The sequence below is a fragment of the Kitasatospora sp. NPDC002965 genome (genome assembly GCF_040611255.1).
GTDB lineage: Bacteria > Actinomycetota > Actinomycetes > Streptomycetales > Streptomycetaceae > Kitasatospora.
The window spans coordinates 29,254-53,855 of the sequence record NZ_JBEXNT010000007.1 but is presented as its reverse complement, the minus strand read 5'-3'; the positions used below and the strand labels follow the sequence as shown (position 1 = coordinate 53,855).

General features: G+C 71.7%; 21 protein-coding genes. 8 read left to right on the top strand and 13 right to left on the bottom strand.

Annotated features, from left to right (window positions below):
* Positions 1–36: 36 nt before the first annotated feature.
* Positions 37–375 (bottom strand): hypothetical protein, encoded by a 339-nt coding sequence (locus ABZY91_RS05125; RefSeq protein ID WP_329876355.1) that lies wholly within the window; start codon positions 373–375, stop codon positions 37–39.
* A gap of 84 nt (positions 376–459) precedes the next feature.
* On the opposite strand from ABZY91_RS05125, the gene ABZY91_RS05120 reads away from it, so the two are divergent.
* A complete protein-coding gene (locus ABZY91_RS05120) occupies positions 460–1,101 on the top strand; it encodes a DUF2461 domain-containing protein (RefSeq protein WP_355399819.1) in 642 nt (213 codons plus the stop codon).
* 165 nt (positions 1,102–1,266) lie between these two features.
* On the opposite strand, the gene ABZY91_RS05115 is transcribed toward ABZY91_RS05120, so the two are convergent.
* Positions 1,267–2,208: a heme o synthase gene (locus ABZY91_RS05115; protein ID WP_329876359.1), complete on the bottom strand. Its 942-nt coding sequence runs from the start codon at positions 2,206–2,208 to the stop codon at positions 1,267–1,269.
* Positions 2,209–2,715: 507 nt separating this feature from the next.
* On the opposite strand from ABZY91_RS05115, the gene tkt reads away from it, so the two are divergent.
* The 5 genes from tkt to pgl all read left to right on the top strand — a co-directional run bounded on the left by tkt (position 2,716) and on the right by pgl (position 9,549).
* Positions 2,716–4,812: a transketolase gene (tkt, locus tag ABZY91_RS05110; RefSeq protein ID WP_329876361.1), complete on the top strand. Its 2,097-nt coding sequence runs from the start codon at positions 2,716–2,718 to the stop codon at positions 4,810–4,812.
* A 92-nt stretch (positions 4,813–4,904) separates the two neighbouring features.
* Positions 4,905–6,044 (top strand): transaldolase, encoded by a 1,140-nt coding sequence (tal, locus tag ABZY91_RS05105; RefSeq protein ID WP_355399817.1) that lies wholly within the window; start codon positions 4,905–4,907, stop codon positions 6,042–6,044.
* A gap of 63 nt (positions 6,045–6,107) precedes the next feature.
* On the top strand, positions 6,108–7,664 hold the full coding sequence (gene zwf, locus ABZY91_RS05100; protein ID WP_329948691.1) for a glucose-6-phosphate dehydrogenase: 1,557 nt from the start codon (positions 6,108–6,110) through the stop codon (positions 7,662–7,664).
* Complete coding sequence (opcA, locus tag ABZY91_RS05095) at positions 7,661–8,764, top strand: glucose-6-phosphate dehydrogenase assembly protein OpcA (protein ID WP_329948632.1); 1,104 nt, start codon at positions 7,661–7,663, stop codon at positions 8,762–8,764. The genes zwf and opcA overlap by 4 nt, the downstream gene beginning before the upstream one ends.
* On the top strand, positions 8,761–9,549 hold the full coding sequence (gene pgl / locus ABZY91_RS05090; protein ID WP_329876366.1) for a 6-phosphogluconolactonase: 789 nt from the start codon (positions 8,761–8,763) through the stop codon (positions 9,547–9,549). The genes opcA and pgl overlap by 4 nt, the downstream gene beginning before the upstream one ends.
* A gap of 89 nt (positions 9,550–9,638) precedes the next feature.
* Here the strand turns inward: pgl and ABZY91_RS05085 are convergent, their stop codons facing one another.
* The 11 genes from ABZY91_RS05085 to uvrA form a co-directional block, all read right to left on the bottom strand.
* Complete coding sequence (locus ABZY91_RS05085; protein WP_329876448.1) at positions 9,639–9,926, bottom strand: RNA polymerase-binding protein RbpA; 288 nt, start codon at positions 9,924–9,926, stop codon at positions 9,639–9,641.
* A gap of 205 nt (positions 9,927–10,131) precedes the next feature.
* The gene (gene secG, locus ABZY91_RS05080; protein WP_329876368.1) at positions 10,132–10,368 is read right to left on the bottom strand and encodes a preprotein translocase subunit SecG; all 237 of its coding nucleotides are present in this window, start codon (positions 10,366–10,368) and stop codon (positions 10,132–10,134) included.
* 87 nt (positions 10,369–10,455) lie between these two features.
* On the bottom strand, positions 10,456–11,241 hold the full coding sequence (gene tpiA / locus ABZY91_RS05075) for a triose-phosphate isomerase (protein ID WP_329876370.1): 786 nt from the start codon (positions 11,239–11,241) through the stop codon (positions 10,456–10,458).
* A gap of 7 nt (positions 11,242–11,248) precedes the next feature.
* Positions 11,249–12,454 carry a phosphoglycerate kinase gene (locus ABZY91_RS05070; protein ID WP_355399814.1) on the bottom strand — a complete coding sequence of 402 codons (1,206 nt, stop codon included), beginning with the start codon at positions 12,452–12,454 and terminating at the stop codon, positions 11,249–11,251.
* Positions 12,455–12,605: 151 nt separating this feature from the next.
* Entirely contained in the window at positions 12,606–13,610 is a 1,005-nt protein-coding gene (gap, locus tag ABZY91_RS05065; RefSeq protein ID WP_329876374.1) for a type I glyceraldehyde-3-phosphate dehydrogenase, read from the bottom strand.
* Positions 13,611–13,916: 306 nt separating this feature from the next.
* Positions 13,917–14,897 (bottom strand): DNA-binding protein WhiA, encoded by a 981-nt coding sequence (gene whiA, locus ABZY91_RS05060; RefSeq protein ID WP_148642545.1) that lies wholly within the window; start codon positions 14,895–14,897, stop codon positions 13,917–13,919.
* Positions 14,888–15,859, bottom strand: coding sequence for a uridine diphosphate-N-acetylglucosamine-binding protein YvcK (yvcK, locus tag ABZY91_RS05055; protein WP_355399931.1), 972 nt, complete (start codon positions 15,857–15,859; stop codon positions 14,888–14,890). Before yvcK ends, whiA begins: the two co-directional genes overlap by 10 nt.
* 223 nt (positions 15,860–16,082) lie before the next feature.
* Positions 16,083–16,994: an RNase adapter RapZ gene (gene rapZ, locus ABZY91_RS05050; RefSeq protein ID WP_329876381.1), complete on the bottom strand. Its 912-nt coding sequence runs from the start codon at positions 16,992–16,994 to the stop codon at positions 16,083–16,085.
* A 118-nt stretch (positions 16,995–17,112) separates the two neighbouring features.
* Positions 17,113–19,179 (bottom strand): excinuclease ABC subunit UvrC, encoded by a 2,067-nt coding sequence (uvrC, locus tag ABZY91_RS05045; protein WP_329948629.1) that lies wholly within the window; start codon positions 19,177–19,179, stop codon positions 17,113–17,115.
* A 51-nt stretch (positions 19,180–19,230) separates the two neighbouring features.
* Positions 19,231–19,677 (bottom strand): Rieske (2Fe-2S) protein, encoded by a 447-nt coding sequence (locus ABZY91_RS05040; protein WP_329876385.1) that lies wholly within the window; start codon positions 19,675–19,677, stop codon positions 19,231–19,233.
* A gap of 154 nt (positions 19,678–19,831) precedes the next feature.
* On the bottom strand, positions 19,832–22,738 hold the full coding sequence (uvrA, locus tag ABZY91_RS05035) for an excinuclease ABC subunit UvrA (RefSeq protein WP_329876387.1): 2,907 nt from the start codon (positions 22,736–22,738) through the stop codon (positions 19,832–19,834).
* A gap of 275 nt (positions 22,739–23,013) precedes the next feature.
* On the opposite strand from uvrA, the gene ABZY91_RS05030 reads away from it, so the two are divergent.
* Both ABZY91_RS05030 and ABZY91_RS05025 read left to right on the top strand, forming a co-directional pair.
* Positions 23,014–23,820: a maleylpyruvate isomerase family mycothiol-dependent enzyme gene (locus ABZY91_RS05030; protein ID WP_355399811.1), complete on the top strand. Its 807-nt coding sequence runs from the start codon at positions 23,014–23,016 to the stop codon at positions 23,818–23,820.
* Between the two features lie 54 nt (positions 23,821–23,874).
* A complete protein-coding gene (locus ABZY91_RS05025; protein ID WP_329876392.1) occupies positions 23,875–24,528 on the top strand; it encodes an MBL fold metallo-hydrolase in 654 nt (217 codons plus the stop codon).
* The last annotated feature ends 74 nt before the right edge of the window (positions 24,529–24,602 follow it).

The window sequence follows — 24,602 nt, the reverse complement described above, 5'->3', positions numbered from 1 at the left end:
CACGGACCGGGGCCCTTCGCGCGGGCCGGGGCGGGGTCAGCCGCCGATCTGGATGCCCGCCATGCGCTTCCACTCGTACGGGCCGGTCTTCACCTTGAGGGCGAGCTCGCCCTCGAAGGAGTCGTGCAGGGTGACCCCGGCCAGCTCGGCGGCCCGGCGGCCGACCGCGTAGCTCGGCGCGACCTGGTCGCCCCAGGCGCCGTCCGCGCCGACCACCACGATGCGGGTGGCGACCGCGCCGACGTACTCGACGACGCCGTCGGCGCTGCCGCCGTGCTGCCGGGCGAAGGCGGTGAGGCTCTTGGCGATGCGCTTGGCGCGGCGCTCGGCGCGGGCGTCCGGCGCGGCGGTGGTGGCGGTCTCTGCGCTGCTCATGCCCGCATGCTACCGAGCGGTAGCGGGGCTGGCGACGGGAGCGGGCTGTGCCCCGGGCCACACACCGGGCGACATACTGGTGCGGTGACCTTCGATGGCTGGCCCGCCGAGGCGCTCGACTTCTACGAGCACCTGGAGGCGGACAACTCCAAGACCTTCTGGCAGTCCCACAAGGCCCGGTACGAGCACGCCGTACGGGAGCCGATGGAGCGACTGCTGGCCGAGCTGGAACCCGAGTTCGGGCCGGGGAAGATCTTCCGCCCCAACCGCGACGTCCGGTTCAGCGCCGACAAGTCCCCGTACAAGACGCACATCGGGGCCCACCTGGCGGCCGGCGGCTACGTCCAGCTCTCCGCCGACGGCCTGGCCTGCGGCAACGGGATGTACCAGCTCGCCCCCGACCAGCTGGAGCGGTACCGGACGGCCGTCGCCGAGGACGTCGCCGGTGCCGAGCTGGAGCGGGTGGTCGCCCGGGTCCGGAAGGCCGGGCCGCAGGTGGTCGGCCGGGACTCACTGAAGTCCGCCCCGCGCGGCTACCCCAAGGACCACCCGCGGATCGAACTGCTCCGCCACAAGGGACTGGTCGCGTGGCAGGAGTGGGCTCCGGAGCCCTGGCTGGGCACCCCGGACGCCTACGGCCGGATCACCGCCTTCCTGCGCGTCTCCCAGCCCCTCAAGGACTGGCTGGACGGCCACGTCGGCCCGTCCGGGCTCCCCGCCCGCTGAGCGGCCGACCGGCGACGGCCGAGAAGACCCGCGTCAGCCGAGAAGACCGGCGAGAGGGCGAGCCGGAGGACGGGCGGGAGGCGGCAGCCGCCGCGGACACCCCGTGCACGCCGAAGGGCCCCGGTCCGCAGATGCGGACCGGGGCCCTTCGGCACGACGCGGGACTCACTTCACGAAGGGGTCCACCGCGATCACGACGAACAGCAGCGTCAGGTAGGTGATCGACCAGTGGAACAGCCGCATCTCCTTCAGCTTGGCGCCGACCATCCCGGCCTTGGCCCGGGCGTGCAGCGCGTGCGCCTCCTTCAGCCACGCGGCGCCCAGCACCACCGCCGAGACGGGGTAGAGCCAGCTGGTGTCGGCGAGCGGCCAGAGCGCCAGCGAGACGGCCACCATCACCCAGGAGTAGGCGACGATCTGCCGGGCGACGGCCAGGTTGCCCTTGACCACCGGCAGCATCGGCACGCCGGCCCGCGCGTAGTCCTCGCGGACCTTCATCGACAGCGGCCAGTAGTGCGGCGGCGTCCAGAAGAAGATCACCAGGAAGAGCACCAGCGCCGACCAGGAGACCGTGTTGGTGACGGCCGCCCAGCCGACGAAGACCGGCATGCAGCCCGCGATGCCGCCCCAGACGATGTTCTGCGCGGTGCGGCGCTTCAGTCCGAGCGTGTAGACGAACACGTAGAACAGCAGTGCACCCAGCGCGAGCGCCGACGCGAGCCAGTTGACCAGGGCGCCCAGCCAGAGCGTCGACCCGACCGCGAGGGCGATGCCGAAGACCAGCGCCTCGCGCGGCGACACCATGCCGGTCACGAGCGGGCGGCGCTCCGTCCGGGACATCACCGCGTCGATGTCACGGTCGATGTACATGTTGAGGGCGTTGGCGCCACCCGCCGAGAGGTAACCGCCGATGACCACCTTCAGCACCAGCAGCAGGTCCGGAACACCGCGCTGCGCCAGGAACATCACCGGCACGGTGGTGATCAGCAGCAGCTCGATGATCCGCGGTTTGGTCAGTGCGACGAAGGCGCCGACACGGGCCCCGAACGGCCGTTGCGCAGGCGTCGCCCCGGTGACCCCGGCGGGACGGGATTCGACGGCGGTCACTAACACCCCAACTGAAGATGAATCCTCACAGGCGGCCACCGGAACGTTGTTCCCGAATCGTCCGCTCTGCGCGTACCACGCCACCTTAGACGCTCCATATCTCCCCACCGGCCCCGGGGTGCCCCGGCGGGGCGGAACGCACACCGCCGGGTGAACCCGGCCGTCCGGGCCTGGACCGATGCCTCCGGCCCGGCCCGCGGACCCACCCGCAGGGTGACCGCCCGCCACCCGGGCCCCGGAGAGGCGAACCTCCCCAATCCGGGCGAGGGTGGACAAAGGATCCGGCCGTCCGCGGGGAATCGCGGACGGGGAGGGGACAGGGAATGGGGACCAACATGCCTGAGTTGTCCCACCACGGAGGGTGAGCCTCGCCCGGACGGTAGGCTCGCCCAAAGAAGCGGGATCTACCCTCCGTGACCGGCACCACCCAGCGTCCGGCCCCAGCGACGTGGCCGACCCGGTCCCTCACGGGGTCACTCTTCACAATGGAAGGAGCCCTGAGACAGGGTGAGCACGACGCCGAATTCATTCGAGTGGTCCGACCTCGACGAGCGGACGGTCGACACGGCCCGCGTTCTGGCCATGGACGCGGTCCAGAAGGTCGGTAACGGGCATCCCGGGACGGCCATGTCGCTGGCCCCCGCGGCGTACCTGATCTTCCAGCGCTTCCTGCGCCACGACCCGACCGACCCCGCCTGGGTCGGCCGCGACCGGTTCGTCCTCTCTCCGGGACACACCAGCCTGACCCTCTACACCCAGCTCTACTTCTCCGGCTACGGCCTGGAGCTGGACGACCTCAAGGCCTTCCGGGTCGCCGGCAGCCGCACCCCGGGTCACCCGGAGCACGGTCACACCGCGGGCGTCGAGACCACCACCGGCCCGCTCGGCCAGGGCATCGGCAACGCCGTGGGCATGGCGATGGCGGCCCGCTTCGAGCGCGGCCTCTTCGACCCGGACGCCCCGGCCGGCGAGTCGCCGTTCGACCACACCGTCTGGGCCATCGTCTCCGACGGTGACCTGGAGGAGGGCATCTCCGCGGAGGCCTCCTCGCTGGCCGGCCACCAGAAGCTGGGCAACCTGGTCGCGCTCTACGACGACAACCACATCTCGATCGAGGGCGACACCGAGACGGCCTTCTCCGAGGACGTCCTCAAGCGCTACGAGGCGTACGGCTGGCACGTCCAGCGGGTCTCCCCGAAGGCCAACGGCGACATCGACGTGGCGGCGCTCGCCGACGCGCTGGCCGCCGCCAAGGCCGAGACCTCCCGCCCGTCGATGATCGCCATGCGCACGATCATCGCCTGGCCGGCCCCGGACGCCCAGAACACCGCCAAGGCGCACGGCTCCGCGCTCGGCGGCGCCGAGATCGCCGCCACCAAGAAGGTCCTGGGCTTCGACCCGGAGAAGACCTTCGAGGTGAGCGACAAGGTCATCGAGCACGCCCGCCTGGTCATCAAGCGCGGCAAGGCCGCCCGCACCGAGTGGGAGCAGTCGTTCGACGCCTGGCGTGCCGCCCACCCGCAGCGCGCCGCCGAGTTCGACCGCATCGAGGCCGGCGAGCTGCCCGAGGGCTGGAAGAAGGCGCAGCCCGTCTTCGAGGCCGGCAAGGCCGTCGCCACCCGCAAGGCCAGCGGCGAGGCACTGAAGGCCTTCGGCGCGGTGATCCCGGAGCTGTGGGGCGGCTCGGCCGACCTCGCCGAGTCCAACCTCACCACCATCGACGAGGACAGCTCCTTCCTCCCCGAGGGCAACCCGCTGAAGTCGGCGAGCCCGTACGGCCGGACCATCCACTTCGGCATCCGCGAGCACGCCATGGGTTCGACCATGAACGGCATCGCGCTGCACGGCGGGACCCGCGTCTTCGGCGGCACCTTCCTGGTGTTCGCCGACTACATGCGCCCGGCCGTCCGCCTCGCCGCGCTGATGAAGCTGCCGGTCACCTACGTGTGGACGCACGACTCCATCGGCCTCGGCGAGGACGGCCCGACCCACCAGCCGGTCGAGCACCTGGCCTCGCTGCGCGCCATCCCGGGCCTGTCCATGGTCCGCCCGGCCGACGCCAACGAGACCGCCGTCGCCTGGCGCACCGTCCTGGAGCGTCACAGCAGCCACCCCGGCCCGGTCGGCCTGGCACTCACCCGCCAGAACGTCCCGACCTTCGACCGGACGGTGTTCGGCTCCGCCGAGGGCACCGCGAAGGGCGGCTACGTCCTCGCCGAGGCGTCCACCGGTGACCCGCAGGTGATCCTGCTGGGCACCGGCTCCGAGGTCCAGCTGGCCGTCAGGGCCCGCGAGGTCCTGGAGGCCGAGGGCGTCGCCACCCGCGTCGTCTCGCTGCCGTCCTTCGAGTGGTTCCAGGAGCAGGACCAGGCCTACCGCGACAGCGTGCTGCCGCCGTCGGTCAAGGCCCGCGTCTCGGTCGAGGCCGGCATCGCCCAGGGCTGGCGCGAGCTGGTGGGCGACCACGGCCGGATCGTGTCGCTGGAGCACTTCGGTGCCTCCGCCGACTACCAGGTCCTCTTCGAGGAGTTCGGCCTGACCGCCGAGCGCGTCGTCGCCGAGGCCCACATCGCGCTGCGTTCGCTGGAAGCCGTCAACCGCTGACGGCAGCCGCCGGCCGGGCGCCCGACCGCACACCGGGCGCCCGGCCGGCACCCGAGGACCCCACGGATATACGGACGAAGGACTGAAGCACCATGACTGACGCACTGAAGCGCCTCAGCGACGAAGGCGTGGCGATCTGGCTGGACGACCTCAGCCGCAAGCGCCTCAACAGCGGCAACCTCGCCGAGCTGGTGCAGCACAAGCACGTGGTGGGCGTCACCACCAACCCGACCATCTTCCAGAAGGCCATCGGCGGCGGGGACTCCTCCTACGACGGCCAGCTGCGCGACCTCGCCGTCCGCAAGGTCACCACGGACGAGGCCGTCCGCATGATCACCACCTCGGACGTGCGGGACGCCGCCGACGTGCTGCGCCCGGTCTACGACGCCTCGAACGGCCGTGACGGCCGGGTCTCCATCGAGGTCGACCCGCGGCTCGCCCACGAGACCGCCGCCACCGTCGCCGAGGCGAAGCAGCTGTGGTGGCTGGTCGACCGCCCGAACGTGTTCATCAAGATCCCCGCGACCAGGGCCGGCCTGCCCGCGATCGGCGAGGTCATCGGCAGGGGCATCAGCGTCAACGTCACGCTGATCTTCTCGCTGGAGCGCTACAAGGCCGTCATCGACGCCTACCTGACCGGCCTGGAGGCCGCCAAGGCCAAGGGCCTGGACCTCTCGCAGATCGAGTCGGTCGCGTCCTTCTTCGTGTCCCGTGTCGACACCGAGATCGACAAGCGCCTGGACAAGATCGGCGGCGACGCCCGGAACCTCCGCTCCAAGGCCGCGCTCGCCAACGCCCGCCTCGCCTACCAGGCGTACGAGGAGGTCTTCGGCAGCGTCGACGCCAAGACCGCCGGCAGCGACCGCTGGCGCGCCCTGGAGGCCGCCGGCGCCAAGCCGCAGCGCCCGCTCTGGGCCTCCACCGGCGTCAAGGACCCGGCCCTGCCGGACACCCTGTACGTCACCGAGCTGGTCGCCCCGGGCACCGTCAACACCATGCCCGAGGCCACCCTTGAGGCGACCGGCGACCACGGCGTGGTCACCGGCGGCACCATCGTCCCCAACTACGCCGACGCCAAGGCCGTCATGGACGCCATCGCCGCCGCCGGCGTGGACTACGACGACGTCGTGCAGGTCCTGGAGGACGAGGGCGTGGAGAAGTTCGAGCAGTCCTGGAACGAGCTGCTCGACACCGTCACCGCTTCGCTGGCCTCCTTCGCCGGCGAGAAGTGACCCCTGCTCACACAGCCAGCGCACGAAAGCGGAGTTCATCAAGTGAGCACTGACTTCCCTGAGTTGACGTCGGACTCGGACGCAGGCGACCCCACGCCGGCCCCCGTCAACCCGCTTCGTGACCCCACCGACCGGCGGCTCCCGCGCATCGCGGGGCCGTCCGGCCTGGTCATCTTCGGGGTCACCGGCGACCTGTCCCGCAAGAAGCTGATGCCGGCCATCTACGACCTGGCCAACCGCGGCCTGCTGCCGCCGGGCTTCTCGCTCGTCGGCTTCGCCCGCCGCGAGTGGGAGGACGAGGACTTCGCCAAGGAGGTGCACGACGCGGTCAAGGACCACGCCCGCACCCCCTTCCGCGAGGAGGTCTGGCAGCAGCTCGCCAAGGGCATGCGCTTCGTCCAGGGCGACTTCGACGACGACGACGCCTTCGACAAGCTCCGCGCGACCATCGAGGAGCTGGACAAGGCGCAGGGCACCGGCGGCAACTTCGCCTTCTACCTCTCCGTCCCGCCGAAGTTCTTCCCGACCGTCGTCCAGCAGCTGAAGAAGCACGGCCTGGCCGACCCGCCCCAGGGTTCCTGGCGCCGCGCCGTCATCGAGAAGCCCTTCGGCCACGACCTGGAGTCCGCCCAGGAGCTGAACCGGATCGTCCACGAGGTCTTCCCCCGGGACGAGGTCTTCCGGATCGACCACTACCTGGGCAAGGAGACCGTCCAGAACATCCTGGCGCTCCGCTTCGCCAACCAGATGTTCGAGCCGATCTGGAACCGGTCGTACGTCGACCACGTGCAGATCACCATGGCGGAGGACATCGGCATCGGCGGCCGGGCCGGCTACTACGACGGCATCGGCTCGGCCCGGGACGTCATCCAGAACCACCTGCTCCAGCTGATGGCGCTCACCGCCATCGAGGAGCCGGCGTCCTTCCACCCGAAGGCGCTGGTGGCCGAGAAGCTCAAGGTGCTCAGCGCCGTCAAGCTCCCGGCCGACCTCGGCAAGCACACCGTGCGCGGCCAGTACGCGTCCGGCTGGCAGGGCGGCGAGGAGGTCGTCGGCTACCTCGACGAGGACGGCATCAACCCGGACTCCAAGACGGACACCTACGCGGCCATCAAGCTGGAGATCAACAACCGCCGCTGGGCGGGTGTGCCGTTCTACCTGCGGACCGGCAAGCGGCTGGGCCGTCGGGTCACCGAGATCGCGGTGGTCTTCCAGCGCGCCCCGTACCTGCCGTTCGACTCCTACGCGACCGAGGAGCTGGGGCAGAACGCCCTGGTCATCCGGGTCCAGCCGGACGAGGGCGTCACCGTGCGGTTCGGCTCCAAGGTGCCGGGCACCTCCTTCGAGGTCCGCGACGTCACGATGGACTTCGCCTACGGCGAGTCCTTCACCGAGTCGTCCCCCGAGGCGTACGAGCGGCTCATCCTCGACGTGCTGCTCGGGGACGCCAACCTGTTCCCGCGCCACCAGGAGGTCGAGCTGTCCTGGCAGATCCTCGACCCGATCGAGAGGTTCTGGGACGCGCACGGCAAGCCCGCGCAGTACCCGGCCGGCACCTGGGGACCGGCCGAGGCTGACGAGATGCTCGCACGAGACGGCAGGAGCTGGCGCCGGCCATGAAGATCGACCTTACGAACACCACGTCCAGCAAGATCAACGCCGCCCTGATGGAGGCGCGCCGGGCCAGCGGTTCCACCGCTGCCGGCATGGTGCTCACCCTGGTGATCGTGACCGACGAGGGCAGCGCGTACGACGCCCTCAAGGCCGCCAACGACGCCTCCCGCGAGCACCCCTCGCGCACCCTGGCGGTCATCAAGCGCGCCGGGCGTTCGCCCCGGGCCCGCGCCGAGACCCGCCTGGACGCCGAGATCCTGGTCGGCTCCGACGCCGGCTCCGGCGAAACGGTCATCCTGCGCATGCACGGCGAGCTGGTCTCGCACGCGCAGTCGGTCGCCCTGCCGCTGCTGCTGCCGGACGCCCCGGTCGTGGTCTGGTGGCCGGAGAATGCGCCGCTGCACCCGGCGCAGGACCCGCTGGGCTCGATCGCCCAGCGCCGGATCACCGACGCGGTCACCGCCGAGTCCCCGGTCGGCCAGCTCGCCCAGCGCGCCCAGAGCTACACCCCGGGCGACACCGACCTGGCCTGGACCCGGATCACCGGCTGGCGCTCGATGCTGGCCGCCGCGCTGGACCAGCGGCCGTCCACGATCACCTCCGCGGTGGTCGAGGGCGAGCCGTACAACCCCAGCGTCGAGCTGCTCGGCCTCTGGCTGCACACCCGGCTGCACGTGCCCGTCGAACGGGTCGTCACCAACGGCCCGGGCATCACCGCGGTGCACCTGCGCACCACGGACGGGGACATCACCCTGGACCGCCCGGACGGCCTGATGGGCACGCTCTCCATGCCCGGCTCGCCGGACCGCCAGGTGGCGCTGAAGCGCCGCGAGACCTCGGAGCTGATCGCCGAGGAGCTGCGCCGGCTCGACCCGGACGACATCTACGCGGCGGCCGTGCGCACGCCGGTGGACCGGCTGCTCGAACCGACCGCCGCCGAGTCGGCCGCGCGGGCCGAGGTGGCCGACAAGGTCGCCGAGGAGGCCGTGGCGGAGGCCGCCGGGGCCGCGGTGGCCGCCGAGGCCCCCGCACCCGCCCCTGCTCCCGCTCCCGCTCCGGCGAAGAAGCCGGCCGGCAAGCGCGGTGCCAAGAAGGCGGAGGCATGACGGCCGCCACCCCGCAGCTGGTCGTCCACCGGGACAAGGAGCTGATGGCCCAGGCGGCCGCGGCCCGGCTGATCACCCGGATCGTGGACGCCCAGTCCGCCCGCGGCACCGCCTCGGTGGTGCTCACCGGCGGACGCAACGGCAACGCCCTGCTGGCCGCCATCGCCGCCTCCCCGGCGCGGGACGCGGTCGACTGGGCCCGGCTCGACCTCTGGTGGGGCGACGAGCGGTTCGTGGCCGCCGCCGACCCGGACCGCAACGCCGTCCAGGCCCGGGCCGAGCTGCTGGACGCCGTCCCGCTCGACCCGGCGCGGGTGCACGAGATGCCCGCGTCGGACGGCGTGGACGGCTCGGACGTCGAGGCCGCCGCCGCACGCTACGCGGAGGAGCTGGCGAAGGCCGCCGGTCCCGGCGACCGGCTCGGTGTCCCCGCCTTCGACGTGCTGCTGCTCGGCGTCGGCCCGGACACCCACGTCGCCTCGCTCTTCCCCGAGCACCCCGGCGTCCGGGAGACCGCACTGACGGTGGTCGGCGTGCGCGGCGCGCCCAAGCCCCCGCCGACCCGGATCTCGCTCACCCTCCCGGCGATCCGGGAGGCCCGCGAGGTCTGGCTGCTGGCGGCGGGCGAGGACAAGGCGGGCGCGGTCGCGCTGGCCCTGTCCGGCCCCGGCGAGCTCCAGGCACCCGCCTCCGGCGCGTACGGGCGCGGGCGCACGCTGTGGCTGCTGGACCGTTCCGCGGCGGCCCAACTGCCGCCCCAGCTCTACCCCCCGGCCTCGGCCTGAGCATGCGCGAAGGGCGTCACCGTTCTCCCGAACGGTGACGCCCTTCGGCGTTGCTCGTCGCCCGCAGCCGGGCGGTTCCGACCCGTGGCTCAGATCTCGCCCCGGAGCTTGGCCAGCGCCTCGGCGAGGATCGCCTCGCCGTCGGCGTCGGTGCGCCGCTCGCGGACGTAGGCGAGGTGGGTCTTGTACGGCTCGTTGCGGGACGGGGCGGGCGGGTTGTGCTCGTCCTGGCCGGCCGGGAAACCGCACCGCGGGCAGTCCCAGGTCTCCGGGATGACCGCTTCGGCCGCGAAGCTCGGACGGGTCTCGTGCTTGTTGGCACACCAGAAGGTGATCCGGTTGCGGGGGGCGGACTCGCCACGCTCCGCCTCACCCATCGGGCCGGCTCCGACCCTGCTGCCACGGATGGCGTTGCCACTTGCCACGGTCTGACTCCCTGCGTGCTGGTGCGCCGACCCGCCGCGATGCGCGTCGGTGGCGAAAGTCGTCCTAGTGTAAGCAGGAGTTAAGGTTGCGCCATCACCGGCTCCGCCCCGGACCGTTCCAGCATAGGCCGCGGGGCGACGGGGCGTCAGAGGTACGTCAGCTCTTGTACTTCATGACCAGGCCGAGCACCATGATGGACGCGAACCAGCCGAGCCCGACCACGATCGTGATGCGGTCCAGGTTGCGCTCGGCCACCGCCGAGCCGCCACCGGTCGACATCGCGCCGCCGCCGAACATGTCCGACAGGCCGCCGCCCTTCCCCTTGTGCAGCAGCACCAGGAGGATCATCAGCAGGCTGAAGACGATCAGGGCAATCGAGAACCCGATAACCACGACGGGACCAACTCTCTCGTATCTTCGGCGAAGGGGCCGGGCCGCGTACGGCGGCCCGGCCCCAAAGCCTACGTTGCTGCGGCGGCGTTAGCCTACTGCCTGGTCACGGTACCGCACGATCTTGACGAACTCGTCGGCGTCCAGCGAGGCACCGCCGACCAGGCCGCCGTCGACGTCCGGCTTGGCCATCAGGCCGGCCGCGCTGGAGGACTTGACCGAACCGCCGTAGAGCACCCGGACCTTCCCGGCCAGCTCGGCGTCGTACAGCTCGGCGATCCGCGCGCGGATGGCGGCGCAGACCTCCTGGGCGTCCTCGGGGGTCGCCACCTCGCCGGTGCCGATCGCCCAGACCGGCTCGTAGGCGACCACGACGGACTCGGCCTGGTCGGCCGGGACGCCCTGCAGGCCGCCGTCGAGCTGGGCCAGGGTGTACTCGACGTGGGTGCCGGCCTTGCGGATCTCCAGCGGCTCGCCGATGCAGAGGATCGGGGTGATCCCGGCGCGGTAGGCGGCCTTCACCTTGGCGTTGACGATCTCCTCGTTCTCGCCGTGGTACTGGCGGCGCTCCGAGTGGCCGATCACCGCGTAGGTGCACTTGAGCTTGGCCAGCATCGGGCCGGAGATCTCGCCGGTGTAGGCACCGGAGTCGTGCTGCGAGATGTCCTGCGAGCCGTACTTGATCTTCAGCTTGTCGCCGTCGACCAGGGTCTGCACCGAGCGGAGGTCGGTGAAGGGCACGAGGACGGCCACCTCGACCGACTCGTAGTCCTTGTCGGCCAGCGCGAAGGCCAGCTTCTGGGTGTGCTGGATGGCCTCAAGGTGGTTGAGGTTCATCTTCCAGTTGCCCGCCATCAGCGGGAGACGCTCAGTCATTGCGTTGTCAGCCTTCCAGGGCGGCGAGACCGGGAAGGGTCTTGCCCTCCAGGTACTCGAGGCTCGCGCCACCGCCGGTCGAGATGTGCCCGAACTTCGTCTCGTCGAAGCCCAGGATACGGACGGCCGCGGCGGAGTCCCCGCCACCGACCACGGAGAACGCGTCGCCGTCGACCAGGGCCTGGGCGACGGCCTTGGTGCCCTCGGCGAAGGCCGGGTGCTCGAAGACGCCCACCGGACCGTTCCAGAACACCGTCTTCGCGTCGGCCAGCTTCGCCGCGAAGAGCTCGCGGGACTTGGGGCCGATGTCCAGGCCCTCCTTGTCGGCCGGGATGCCGTCGGCGTCCACGACCGCGAAGTCCTCGACCGGTGCGAACGTCTTGGTGTCGGGGAACGACCCGGAGATCGCGACGTCCACCGGCAGCACGAACTCGACGCCGCTCTCCTCGCCGCGCTTCAGGTAGTCCAGCACCGTCGGGATCTGGTCCTCCTGCAGCAGCGAGATGCCGACCTCGTGGCCCTTGGCCTTGAGGAAGGTGTACGCCATGCCGCCGCCGATCAGGATGCGGTCGGCCTTGCCGAGCAGGTTGTCGATCACGCCGACCTTGTCGGAGACCTTGGAGCCGCCGAGCACCACCACGTACGGACGCTCGACGTCCTCGGTGAGGCGCTTGAGCACGCCGACCTCGGTGGCGATCAGGTCGCCGACCGCGTGCGGCAGGCGGGCCGGCAGGTCGAACACCGAGGCGTGCTTGCGGTGCACCGCACCGAAGCCGTCACCGACGTAGAGGTCGGCGAGGTCCGCCAGCCGGTCGGCGAAGGCGCCGCGCTCGGCGTCGTCCTTGCTGGTCTCCCCGGCGTTGAACCGCAGGTTCTCGAGCAGCGTGACCTCGCCGTCGGCCAGGGCGGCGACGGTGGCCTTCGCGCTCTCACCCACGGTGTCGGTCGCGAACGCGACCGGCGTGCCGAGGATCTCGCCGAGGCGGACGGCCACCGGCGCGAGGGAGAACTGCGGGTCCGGCTCGCCCTTGGGGCGGCCGAGGTGGGAGGCGACGACGACCTTCGCTCCGCGCTCGACGAGCTTGGCGATGGTCGGGGCGACGGCGCGGATCCGGCCGTCGTCGGTGATCGTGGCGCCGGACAGCGGCACGTTCAGGTCCGCGCGGACGAACACGCGTCGGCCGGCGACGTCCAGGTCTTCGATGGTCTTCACGGTCTTCGGTCTCCTGGCGAGAAGATGGAGCAGGCGACGGCACAACGGCGGGCCGTCAAAGGGGAGTTGAGGGTGCGCAGACGGAGGGCCCGGACGGCGTCGCACATGCCTTCCGGGCCCTCCCCCCTACTTCACATCAGCTCCCGCTGCGTCAGAGCCGGTCACCGACGAGGGTGGTCAGGTTGACGAGGCGGTTCGAGTAGCCCCACTCGTTGTCGTACCAGCCGAAGATCTTGACCTGGTTGCCCTGGACCATGGTCATCAGCGAGTCGAAGATCGTGGAGAACGGCGAGTTCACGATGTCGGAGGAGACGATCGGGTCCTCGGTGTACTGCAGGATGCCCTTGAGGGTGGTCTCCGAGGCCTTCTTGAACGCCTCGTTGACCTCGGCGACGGTGACGTCGCGCTCCAGGGTGACGACCAGGTCGGTGATCGAACCGGTCGGGACCGGAACGCGCAGCGAGGTGCCGTCCAGCTTGCCCTTGAGCTCGGGCAGGACCAGGGCGGTCGCCTTGGCGGCACCCGTCGAGGTCGGGATGATGTTGAGGGCCGCGGCGCGGGCGCGACGCAGGTCCTTGTGCGGGAAGTCCAGGGTGACCTGGTCGTTGGTGTACGCGTGCACCGTGGTCATCAGACCCTTGACGATGCCGAAGTTCTCGTTCAGCACCTTGGCCAGCGGCGCCACACAGTTGGTGGTGCAGGAGGCGTTGGAGATGACCGTGTGCTTCTCGGCGTCGTACTTCTCGTCGTTGACACCGATGACGATGGTGATGTCCTCGTCGGTGGCGGGCGCCGAGATGATGACCTTCTTGGCACCGGCGGTGACGTGCTTCTTGGCCGCCTCGGCCTTGGTGAAGATGCCGGTCGACTCGATGACGATGTCGACGCCCAGCTCGCCCCAGGGGAGGTTGGCCGGGTCACGCTCGGCGATGACCTTGAAGGTCTTGCCGTCGACGGTGATGCTGTCAGCGGTGTGCGAGACCTCGCCCTGGAAGGTGCCCAGGATCGAGTCGTACTTGAGCAGGTGCGCCAGGGTCTTGGTGTCGGTCAGGTCGTTGACACCGACGATCTCGATGTCCGCGCCCTGGGCCTGAACCGCACGGAAGAAGTTGCGGCCGATGCGGCCGAATCCGTTGATGCCTACCCGGATCGTCACGAACCGATCTCCTCGTTAGGTACGCCGGACGCTATGCCGACGGGGTGGAATTTGGGATGTCCCCGACCGCCTATGACCCTACCCCTCCGAGGCCGGGTAGAGCACATCAGCCCGCTTCGCAACCCCTGGCGTGGCGCGCGTTCCAAGCACCTTCAGGCCTTCCGTCCTTGCCCTCCGGGGCAGTTGGTCCCGGGCCCGCGGGGCCCTCCGGCACGGGCCGCCGTCCCAGTCCCCGGACACGGCACCGCCGGTGCCCGAGGAACGGACACCGGCGGGGAGATCACCGTCGAGCGCGGTCGTCAAGAGTCAGTTGAGTGCCATCTCGTCCGTCAGGTTCGCCTCGGTGCTCGGCAGACCGAGCTCGGAGGCGCGCTTGTCGGCCATCGCCAGCAGCCGGCGGATCCGGCCGGCCACCGCGTCCTTGGTCAGCGGCGGGTCGGCGAGGGCGCCCAACTCCTCCAGCGAGGCCTGCTTGTGCTGCATCCGCAACTGGCCGGCGGCGGCCAGGTGCTCCGGCACCTCCTCGCCGAGGATCTCCAGCGCGCGCTGCACCCGGGCGCCGGCCGCGACCGCGGCGCGGGCCGAGCGGCGCAGGTTGGCGTCGTCGAAGTTGGCCAGCCGGTTGGCGGTCGCCCGGACCTCGCGCCGCATCCGGCGCTCCTCCCAGGCCAGCACCGACTCGTGGGCGCCGAGGCGGGTGAGCAGCGCGCCGATGGCGTCGCCGTCACGGATCACCACCCGGTCCACGCCGCGCACCTCGCGGGCCTTGGCCGGGATGCCGAGCCGGCGGGCGGCGCCCACCAGGGCGAGGGCCGCCTCGGAGCCGGGGCAGGTGATCTCCAGCGACGAGGACCGGCCGGGCTCGGTGAGCGAGCCGTGTGCCAGGAAGGCCCCGCGCCAGGCCGCCTCGGCGTCGCAGGTGGCGCCGGAGACCACGGCCGGGGGCAGGCCCCGGATCGGGCGACCGCGGCCGTCCACGAGGCCGGTCTGGCGCGCCAGCAGCTCGCCGTCCTTGACCACCCGGACCACGTACCGGCTGCCGCGCCGCAGGCCGCCGGGGGCCATCACGACCAGGTCCGAGGAGTGTCCGAAGATCTCCAGCAGGTCCTTGCGCAGACGACGCGCGGCAGCGCCGGTGTCCAGCTCCGCCTCGATCACGATACGGCCGCTCACGATGTGCAGCCCGCCCGCGAATCGCAGGATCGCCGACACCTCCGCCTTGCGGCAGCAGGCCCGGGTGACCGGGAGCCGGCTGATTTCGTCCTTCACCGCTGGAGTCATCGCCATGGCCCGATCCTTCCATGTGTCCGGAAAATCCGGTCGTACGCGGCTGCCAAGAGCTCCGGGTCGTGTCGCGGCGTGCCGTCGGTACGGGCGACCCGGCCGAGCACCAGGGCCGCGCCCATCCGCTCGGCGGCCTTCTCCAGGCCCGCCAGGTCGGCCTGGCCGAAGGCACCGCCGGTGACGGCGCGCTCGTCCACCAGGATCGCATCCACCGCAAGGGCGGGGGCGTGGTCGGCGATGACCTCCAGGTGGCGCTGCGGGGTGAAGCCCTCGGTCTCGCCGGGCTGCGGGGCCAGGTTCAGGGTGAGCAGGCGGCGGGCGCGGGTCTCGACCAGCGCCTTGACCAGGTCGGGCACCAGCAGGTGCGGCAGCACGCTGGTGAACCAGGAGCCGGGGCCGAGCACCACCCAGTCCGCCTCGCGGACGGCGGTGACCGCCTCCGGCACGGCCGGCGGCTCGTCCGGCACCAGCCGGACGGACTGCACGGTGCCCGGGGTCACCGCGACGCTGGCCTGGCCGCGGACGGCGGCGAGCTCGGCCGGGTACGCCGGGTCGTGGCCGCGGACGACCGCCTCGATGTCGAGCGGGACGGCCGACATGGGCAGCACCCGGCCCTGGACGTTGAGCAGCCGGCCCACCCAGTCCAGGGCGGCGACCGGGTCGCCGAGCTTCTCCCACAGCGCGACGATCAGCAGGTTGCCGACGGCGTGGCCGCCCAGCTCGCCGCTGCCGGTGAAGCGCTGCTGGATCACCTCGGACCAGGTGCGGCCCCAGTCGTCGTCGCCGCAGAGCGCGGCCAGCGCCTTGCGGAGGTCGCCCGGCGGCAGCACGCCCAGCTCCTCACGGAGCCGGCCGCTGGAGCCGCCGTCGTCCGCGACGGTGACCACCGCGGTGAGGTCGGTGGTGAGCCGGCGCAGCGCGGAGAGCGAGGCGGACAGGCCCTGACCGCCGCCGAGGGCGGTGATCCGGGGCGCCTGGTTGGTCCGGGGCGTCTGGTGGGGACGGGCCGGGCCGGTGCGGGCCGCCCCGGAGCGGGACCGGCCGGTCACGAAGGACCGGGCCGGGAGCCCACTCCGGTCGGCGGTCTTGTTCTGAAACTGCCGCCCGGGCACGTATCCCGTCACACCTACCTCGCGTTCCTCTTGCCCGCCGCCGGCCTCCGCCGGCGGCCGGCAGGGGGTACGGCGGCTACTCCCGTCCCATGTCCCGGTGGACGAGCACCGTTTCGACGCCGTCCGAGATGAGACGTTTCGTCAGGCGCTCGGACATCGCGACGCTGCGGTGCTTGCCACCGGTGCAGCCTACGGCAAGCGTCATGTAGCGCTTCCCCTCGCGCCGGTACCCCTCGGTGACGATGCGCAGCAGCTCCGCGTAACCGTTGAGGAACTCGTTGGCACCGGGCTGCTGGAAGACGTAGTCGGCGACGTCCCCGTCGGTGCCGGTACGGGCCCGCAGCTCGGGCACCCAGTGCGGGTTGGGCAGGAAGCGGCAGTCCACCACGAGGTCGGCGTCGACCGGCAGGCCGTACTTGAAGCCGAACGACATCACGGTGGCCCGCAGCTCGGGCTCGTCGTGGTCGGCGAACTGGGCGTCGAGCTTGGCGCGCAGCTGGTGGACGTTGAGGTTGGAGGTGTCGATCACCAGGTCGGCCTCGCCGCGCAGCTCGCGCAGCAGGTCGCGCTCCTGCGCGATGCCGTCGACGATCCGGCCGTCGGCCTGGAGCGGGTGCGGGCGGCGCACGCCCTCGAAGCGGCGGACCAGTGCGTCGTCGGAGGAGTCCAGGAAGACCACGCGCAGCCGGATGCCGCGCTTCTCCAGTTCGTCCAGGGAGGTCAGCAGGTCGTCGAAGAACTGCCGGCCGCGGACGTCCACGACGGCGCCGATCCGGGCGACGTTGCCCTGGGAGCGGGCTCCGAGGTCGACCATGGTCGGGATGAGGGCCGGCGGCAGGTTGTCCACCACGAACCAGCCCAGGTCCTCCAGGCACTTGGCCGCGGTGGAGCGGCCGGCTCCGGACATGCCGGAGATGATCACCAGCTCCGGGGCGTTCTCTCCGCCGGCCTCCGGCCGCGCGGTGCCCCCGTAATCGGACACGGTCACTTCGGTTCCCCGCTCTCGGTGGTTCTGCATGTGGAGAACGCGCGACGCGCGGGCAAGCTTCCCCGGTCCACTCGGGCGAGTGATCCGGGGCGCGCAGGCTGACGGGCGGCGTCGGCCGTCATGGCGTCTCCTGGATGGGTGCGGTCTCGGGCGCCGCGGGCACCGGATCGTCGGCGCCGTCCTCGATGATCTCGCCCGTGGCCGTGTTCACGGCTGGTGCGGCAGGTGTACGGGACGACAACGCCGCCGCAACTGTCTCCGCCGTCCGCCGGCCGATGCCGGGGACTGCGCAGAGTTCGTCGACGGTGGCCGCCCGGAGCTTCTTCAGCGAGCCGAAGTGCTTGAGCAGCGCCTGACGGCGAGTCTCGCCGAGGCCGGGGACGGAGTCCAGTTCTCCGGCGGTGAGTCGCTTGGAACGCTTGCCGCGCTGGTAGGCGATGGCGAAGCGGTGGGCCTCGTCGCGGACCCGCTGGAGCAGGTAGAGGCCCTCGCTGCTGCGCGGGAGCACGACCGGGTCGTCGTCGCCGGGCAGCCAGACCTCCTCCAGGCGCTTGGCCAGGCCGCAGAGCGCGACGTCGTCGATGCCGAGCTCGTCCAGGGCCCGCCGGGCGGCGGCGACCTGGGGCTGACCGCCGTCGACGACGATCAGCTGCGGGGGGTAGGCGAAGCGGCGCGGGCGGCCCGTCTCGGGGTCGACCGGACCGCCCGGCACCTCGGCGGCGCCGGGCTCGTCGTCCGGGCCCTCCTCGGGGACGGCCCATTCGCCGGTCCGCTCGCGCTCCTGGAGGTAGCGGCGGAACCGCCGGCTGATCACCTCGTGCATCGAGCGGACGTCGTCCTGCCCCTCGAAGCCCTTGATCTGGAAGCGGCGGTACTCGCTCTTGCGGGCCAGGCCGTCCTCGAAGACGACCATCGAGGCGACCACGTCCTCGCCCTGGAGGTGGGAGATGTCGAAGCACTCGATGCGCAGCGGGACGGAGTCCAGCTCCAGGGCGTCGGCGATCTCCTGGAGGGCGCGGCTGCGGGTGGTGAGGTCGGAGGCGCGCTTGGTCTTGTGCAGGGCGAGCGCCTGTTGGGCGTTGCGCTGCACGGTGGCCATCAGGTCCTTCTTGTCGCCGCGCTGCGGCACCCGGAGGTCGACCTGGCTGCCGCGCAGGCCGCTCAGCCAGTCGCGGACCGGGTCGACCGGCTCGGGCAGCGCCGGGACGAGGACCTCGCGGGGGACGGACTCGCTGCGCTCGTCCTCGTCCGTCCCGCCGTAGAGCTGCTGGAGGGCGTGCTCCACCAGGCCGGCGGTGTCGACGTCCTCGACCTTGTCGGTGACCCAGCCGCGCTGGCCGCGGACCCGGCCGCCGCGGACGTGGAAGATCTGGACGGCGGCCTCCAGTTCGTCCTCGGCGACGGCCAGCAGGTCCGCGTCGGTGGCGTCGGCGAGGACGACGGCGTTCTTCTCCATCGCCCGCTTGAGCGCGCCGATGTCGTCGCGCAGCCGGGCCGCCTTCTCGTACTCCATCTCGACCGCGGCCTCCTGCATCTCGCCCTCCAGGCGGCGCAGGTAGTTGCCGGTGCGCCCGGCCATGAAGTCGCAGAAGTCCTCGGCCAGGGCGCGGTGTTCCTCGGGCGAGACCTTGCCGACGCAGGGGGCGGCGCACTTGCCGATGTAGCCGAGCAGGCAGGGGCGGCCGACCTGGCGGGCGCGCTTGAAGACGCCGTTGGAGCAGGTGCGGACGGGGAAGACGCGCAGCAGCAGGTCGACGGTCTCGCGGATCGCCCAGGCGTGGCCGTACGGGCCGAAGTAGCGGACGCCCTTCTTGTGCGAGCCGCGCATGACCTGGACCCGGGGGTACTCCTCGTTGAGGGTGACCGCCAGCTCCGGATAGCTCTTGTCGTCGCGGTACTTGACGTTGAAGCGGGGGTCGAACTCCTTGATCCAGGAGTACTCCAGCTGGAGCGCCTCGACCTCCGTGGCGACCACGGTCCACTCCACCGAGGCGGCGGTGGTGACCATGGTCGCGGTGCGCGGGTGCAGCCCGGCGAGGTCCTGGAAGTAGGAGGAGAGCCGCGGGCGCAGGCTCTTCGCCTTGCCGACGTAGATGACCCGCCCGTGGGCGTCGCGGAACTTGTAGACGCCTGGCGAGACGGGGATCGCGCCCGGCGACGGGCGGTAGGTGGACGGGTCAGCCATGGGTCCACCGTACCGAGTCGGGCCGGGCCTGCGGAGGGGAGATCAACTGCTTCAGCTCGGGGTGACCTTGAGGTTGCCGCCCTCGACGGCCACGGTGTACGCGGGCAGCGGGGTGGGGGCCGGGCCGTCCAGCACGGCGCCGTCGGTGATGCCGAAGAAGCTGCCGTGACAGGGGCACTGGATCTTCTGGTTCTTGACCTGGTCGACGATGCAGCCGGCGTGGGTGCACTTGGCGCTGAACGCCCGGTACTGGCCCTCGGTCGGCTGGGTGACGACGATCTTCTTCTCGCGGTAGACGGTGCCGCCGCCGACGGGCACGGCGGAGGCCGGGCCGACGTCCACCGGGGTCTTGGGGGCGGCGGAGTCGGAGGAGGACGAGGAGCAGCCGGAGACGGCCAGGGTGCCGCCGGCGGCGAGGACGGCCGCGGCCCCGCAGAGCAGGGTGCGGCGGGAGGTGGCGGGGCTGCCGGAGGGCAGGCGGTCGGGGGCCTCGGGCATGAGGGTGCTCCTGGTCTGGCTGGTGTCGCCGCGGCCACGAGGTGGCCGCGGCGGCCCGGCTGCTGGTCGGGCCGGGCGCAGTCTATGCAACCCTTACCCGGCCGCTCCCCCTGCGTCGGGGGGCGGCCGGGGCGGGTTCGGGTCTCCTGCCCGGCTACTTCCGGGCGGCCGCGGCGCGCTTGCGCGGTGCCTTGGCCTTGACGACCGGGGCGTCGGCGAACTCGCCCGGCAGGATGTCCCGGAGGAACTTGCCGGTGTGGCTCTCCGCGACGGCCGCGATCTGCTCCGGGGTGCCCTCGGCGACCACCGTGCCGCCGCCGGAGCCGCCCTCGGGGCCCATGTCGACGACCCAGTCGGCGGTCTTGATCACATCGAGGTTGTGCTCGATGACGATCACCGTGTTGCCCTTGTCCACCAGCCCGGAGAGCACCTTGATCAGCTTGCTGATGTCCTCGAAGTGCAGACCGGTGGTCGGCTCGTCGAGCACGTAGACCGTCCGGCCGGTGGAGCGCTTCTGGAGCTCGGAGGCGAGCTTGACGCGCTGCGCCTCGCCGCCGGAGAGGGTCGGCGCGGACTGGCCGAGCCGGACGTAGCCGAGGCCGACGTCGTTGAGCGTCCTCAGGTGCCGGGCGATCGCCGGGACGGCCTCGAAGAAGCCGAGCGCCTCCTCGATCGGCATGTCCAGCACCTCGGCGATGGACCGGCCCTTGTAGTGCACCTCCAGCGTCTCCCGGTTGTACCGGGCACCGTGGCAGACCTCGCACGGCACGTAGACGTCCGGCAGGAAGTTCATCTCGATCTTGATGGTGCCGTCGCCGGAGCAGTTCTCGCAGCGGCCGCCCTTGACGTTGAACGAGAACCGGCCGGGCAGGTAGCCGCGGACCTTGGCCTCCTGGGTCTCCGCGAAGAGCCGCCGGACGTGGTCGAAGACGCCGGTGTAGGTGGCCGGGTTGGAGCGCGGGGTGCGACCGATCGGCGACTGGTCGACGTGGACCACCTTGTCCACCAGGTCGGTGCCGGTGATCCGGGTGTGCCGGCCGGGGACCGTGCGGGCGCCGTTCAGCTCCCGGGCGAGGTGGGTGTAGAGGATGTCGTTGACCAGGGTGGACTTGCCGGAGCCGGAGACGCCGGTGATCGCCGTGAAGGTGCCGAGCGGGAAGCCGACCGTGACGTCCTTGAGGTTGTGCTCACGGGCGCCGTGGACGGTCAGCTGGCGCTTCTTGTCCCGGTCGCGGCGGGCCTCCGGGATCGGGATGAAGCGCTTGCCGGAGAGGTACTGCCCGGTCAGCGACTCCTTGTTGGTGAGCAGCTGCTTCAGCGAGCCGGAGTGGACCACCTTGCCGCCGTGCTCGCCGGCGCCGGGGCCGATGTCGACCACCCAGTCGGCCATCTTGATGGTGTCCTCGTCGTGCTCGACGACGATCAGCGTGTTGCCGATGTCGCGGAGCCGCACGAGGGTCTCGATCAGCCGGTGGTTGTCGCGCTGGTGCAGGCCGATGGACGGTTCGTCCAGCACGTAGAGGACGCCGACCAGGCCGGAGCCGATCTGGGTGGCGAGCCGGATCCGCTGGGCCTCGCCGCCGGAGAGGGTGCCCGCCGCGCGGTTGAGCGAGAGGTAGTCCAGGCCGACGTCGACGAGGAAGCGGAGCCGCTCGTTGACCTCCTTGAGCACGCGCTCGGCGATCTGCTTGTCCCGGGCGTTGAGCTTCATCGCGCCGAGGAAGTCGGAGCAGTCGCTGATCGACATCGACGAGACGTCGGCGATCGAGCGGTCCTCGACGGTGACGGCCAGCACCACCGGCTTGAGCCTGGTCCCCTTGCAGGTCGGGCAGGGCACCTCGCGCATGTAGCCCTCGAAGCGCTCGCGGCTGGAGTCGCTCTCCGCCTCGGTGTGCCGGCGCTGGATGAACGGCACCGCGCCCTCGAAGCCGGTGGTGTACGAGCGGTCGCGCCCGTACCGGTTGCGGTAGCGGACCTCGACCTGGTGCTTGTGCCCGTACAGCAGGGCCTTCTTGGCGCGGGCCGGGAGGCCGGCCCAGGGGAGGTCGGTGCGGAAGCCCAGCTCGCCGGCGAGCGCGTCGATCAGGCGCTGGAAGTACTCCTTGGTGTGGCCGCCGGACCACGGGTGGATGGCGCCCTCGTCCAGCGACTTCTCGTCGTCGGGGACGACCAGCTCCGGGTCCACCTCCATCCGGTTGCCGAGGCCGGAGCAGTCCGGGCAGGCGCCGAACGGCGAGTTGAAGGAGAACGAGCGCGGCTCCAGCTCCTCGAACGACACGTCGTCGTACGGGCAGTACAGGTGCTCGGAGTACATCCGCTCGCGCTCGGGGTCGTCCTCCGGGAGGTCGACGAAGTCGAGCACGACCATGCCGCCGGAGAGCCGCAGGGCCGTCTCCACCGAGTCGGTCAGGCGGCGCTTGGCGCTCTCCTTGACGGTGAGGCGGTCGATGACCACCTCGACGGTGTGCTTCTCCTGCTTCTTGAGCTTCGGGGGCTCGGCGAGCTGGATCGTCTCGCCGTCCACCCGGGCGCGGGCGTAGCCCTTGGACTGGAGGTCGGCGAAGAGGTCGACGAACTCGCCCTTGCGCTCCCGCACGACCGGGCTGAGCACCTGGAAGCGGGTGCCCTCGGCGAGCGCCAGCACCTTGTCCACGACGGCCTGCGGCGACTGCTTGGCGATCGGCCGGGAGCAGTGCGGGCAGTGCGGCTTGCCGATCCGGGCGAACAGCAGGCGGAGGTAGTCGTAGACCTCGGTGATGGTGCCGACGGTCGAGCGCGGGTTGCGGTTGGTGGACTTCTGGTCGATCGAGACGGCCGGGGAGAGGCCCTCGATGAAGTCGACGTCGGGCTTGTCCATCTGCCCGAGGAACTGGCGGGCGTAGGAGGACAGCGATTCGACGTAGCGGCGCTGCCCCTCGGCGAAGATCGTGTCGAAGGCGAGGGAGGACTTGCCGGACCCGGAGAGGCCCGTGAAGACGATGAGGGAGTCGCGGGGCAGGTCGAGCGAGACGTTCTTGAGATTGTGCTCGCGAGCACCGCGGACGATGAGGCGGTCGGCCACTGCTTCTGGCGCCTTTCTCCGGGGCGGGAGGGCTGGTGGAAGTCGTGTGTACTTCCTCCAGGATGCGCCAGTCAGCCTACTAGCTCACGCGTTCGATTAACGAGCCTGTCCAGCCGGGTCCACCCGAATGAGTGACCGCCACCCTGCCAGCCTTGACGCAGGTCCGGAAAAAGCCCCTGCTCAACGCCGGAGAACGGCGATAGCGTCACCACGTCAACGAGCGGCGGGGCCGGTGGGCAACGCCGTGGAGCAGCCGAACCGGAGGCCACCGACCCATGACCGCCCCCCAGAACCCCGCCGACCTCGCCGCGGCCCGGCTCACCGACGTCGCCGAGGCCACCGGCCGCCTGCTGCGGACCCTCGCCGCGCTGGAGCCCGCGGCCGTCGCCGGCCCCTCGGCCCTGCCGGGCTGGACCAGGGGCCACGTGCTGGCCCACGTCGCCCGCAACGCCGACTCGCTGGTCAACCTGCTCGACGGCGCCCGAACCGGCACCGACGTCCCGCAGTACGCGAGCGACGAGGCCCGCGACCTGGGCATCGAGGAGGGCGCGCCCCGCCCGCTCGACGTCCAGGCCGACGACGTCCGGGACTCCCACGCCGGCTTCGCCGCCGCCGCCGCGCTGCTGCCCGCCGAGGCGTGGGCCGCCTCGGTGCGCCACCGCTCCGGCTACCTCTTCCCGGCCCACGAGATCCCGTGGAAGCGGCTGATGGAGGTCGAGTACCACCACGTCGACCTCGCCGCCGGCTACTCCCCCGCGGACTGGCCGGAGTCCTTCGCCACGGCCGAGTTCCGGCGGCTGGCGGCCAGGCTCGCCGGCGCGGACGCCGCCGCGGGCGCCGGGGCCTCCGGGGACCTCCCGACAGCCCTCCCGGCGGCCCTGCTGGTGGCCGGGGACACCGGGGACCGGGCCCGGATCGGCTCCGCCGACGGGGAGGCCCGGCTCAGCGTCGAGGGCCCCGTCCGGACCCTCACCGCCTGGCTCTCCGGCCGCTCGGACGGCGACGGCCTGCTGGTCCGCGAGGACGGCGTCCCGCTCGCCGACGGCCGGGCCGCCCTGCCCCCGCTCCCCCCGCTGGGCTGACGGCCCGCTCGGCGCGAGGATGATCCCAGAACCCCCATGACGAGGAGCGGACGGATGACGTACCACGGAGCGGTCAAGGTCGGCGGACCGCCGGACGTGCGCGACCTGGCCCACCTGATCATCACCAAGGTGGCGGTCGGCCCCTACGACAACAACGCCTACCTGCTGCGCTGCCGCGACACCGACGAGCAGCTGCTGATCGACGCGGCGGCGGACGCGCCGGCGCTGCTGGAGACCGTCGGCGAGAACCTGGCCACCGTGGTCACCACGCACCGGCACCACGACCACTGGGGCGCGCTGGCCGAGGTGGTCGCCGCCACCGGCGCCCGCACCGCCGCCGGACGGATCGACGCCGAGGCCGTCGAGGTGCCGACCGACCTGCCGCTGGACGACGGCGACACCCTGCGGGTGGGCCACTGCGAGCTGACCGTGCGGCACCTGGTCGGCCACACCCCCGGGGCGATCGTGCTGGTCTACGACGACCCGCAGGGCCACCCGCACGTGTTCACCGGGGACTGCCTCTTCCCTGGCGGGGTGGGAAACACCTGGGGCGACCCGGAGGCCTTCCGGAGCCTGTTCCGGGACGTCAACGAGAAGCTCTTCGACGTCCTGCCGGACGAGGCCTGGGTCTACCCCGGTCACGGCAACGACACCACCCTGGGCGCCGAGCGCCCCAACCTGGCCGCCTGGCGCGAGCGCGGCTGGTAGGCGCGGGGCGGGCCCCCGCAGGCCCGTGAGGACCCCACGGAGGGCCGTGCGGGGCCCGTGCGGAGGCCCGCGCG

Excerpts from the sequence above, each read along its gene's own strand:
- ABZY91_RS05125 (WP_329876355.1), bottom strand. The coding sequence starts at position 375 with ATGAGCAGCGCAGAGACCGCCACCACCGCCGCGCCGGACGCCCGCGCC.
- tal (WP_355399817.1), top strand. The coding sequence starts at position 4,905 with ATGACTGACGCACTGAAGCGCCTCAGCGACGAAGGCGTGGCGATCTGG.
- opcA (WP_329948632.1), top strand. The coding sequence starts at position 7,661 with ATGAAGATCGACCTTACGAACACCACGTCCAGCAAGATCAACGCCGCC.
- pgl (WP_329876366.1), top strand. The coding sequence starts at position 8,761 with ATGACGGCCGCCACCCCGCAGCTGGTCGTCCACCGGGACAAGGAGCTG.
- ABZY91_RS05085 (WP_329876448.1), bottom strand. The coding sequence starts at position 9,926 with ATGGGTGAGGCGGAGCGTGGCGAGTCCGCCCCCCGCAACCGGATCACC.
- tpiA (WP_329876370.1), bottom strand. The coding sequence starts at position 11,241 with ATGACTGAGCGTCTCCCGCTGATGGCGGGCAACTGGAAGATGAACCTC.
- whiA (WP_148642545.1), bottom strand. The coding sequence starts at position 14,897 with ATGGCGATGACTCCAGCGGTGAAGGACGAAATCAGCCGGCTCCCGGTC.
- uvrC (WP_329948629.1), bottom strand. The coding sequence starts at position 19,179 with ATGGCTGACCCGTCCACCTACCGCCCGTCGCCGGGCGCGATCCCCGTC.
- ABZY91_RS05040 (WP_329876385.1), bottom strand. The coding sequence starts at position 19,677 with ATGCCCGAGGCCCCCGACCGCCTGCCCTCCGGCAGCCCCGCCACCTCC.
- ABZY91_RS05030 (WP_355399811.1), top strand. The coding sequence starts at position 23,014 with ATGACCGCCCCCCAGAACCCCGCCGACCTCGCCGCGGCCCGGCTCACC.
- ABZY91_RS05025 (WP_329876392.1), top strand. The coding sequence starts at position 23,875 with ATGACGTACCACGGAGCGGTCAAGGTCGGCGGACCGCCGGACGTGCGC.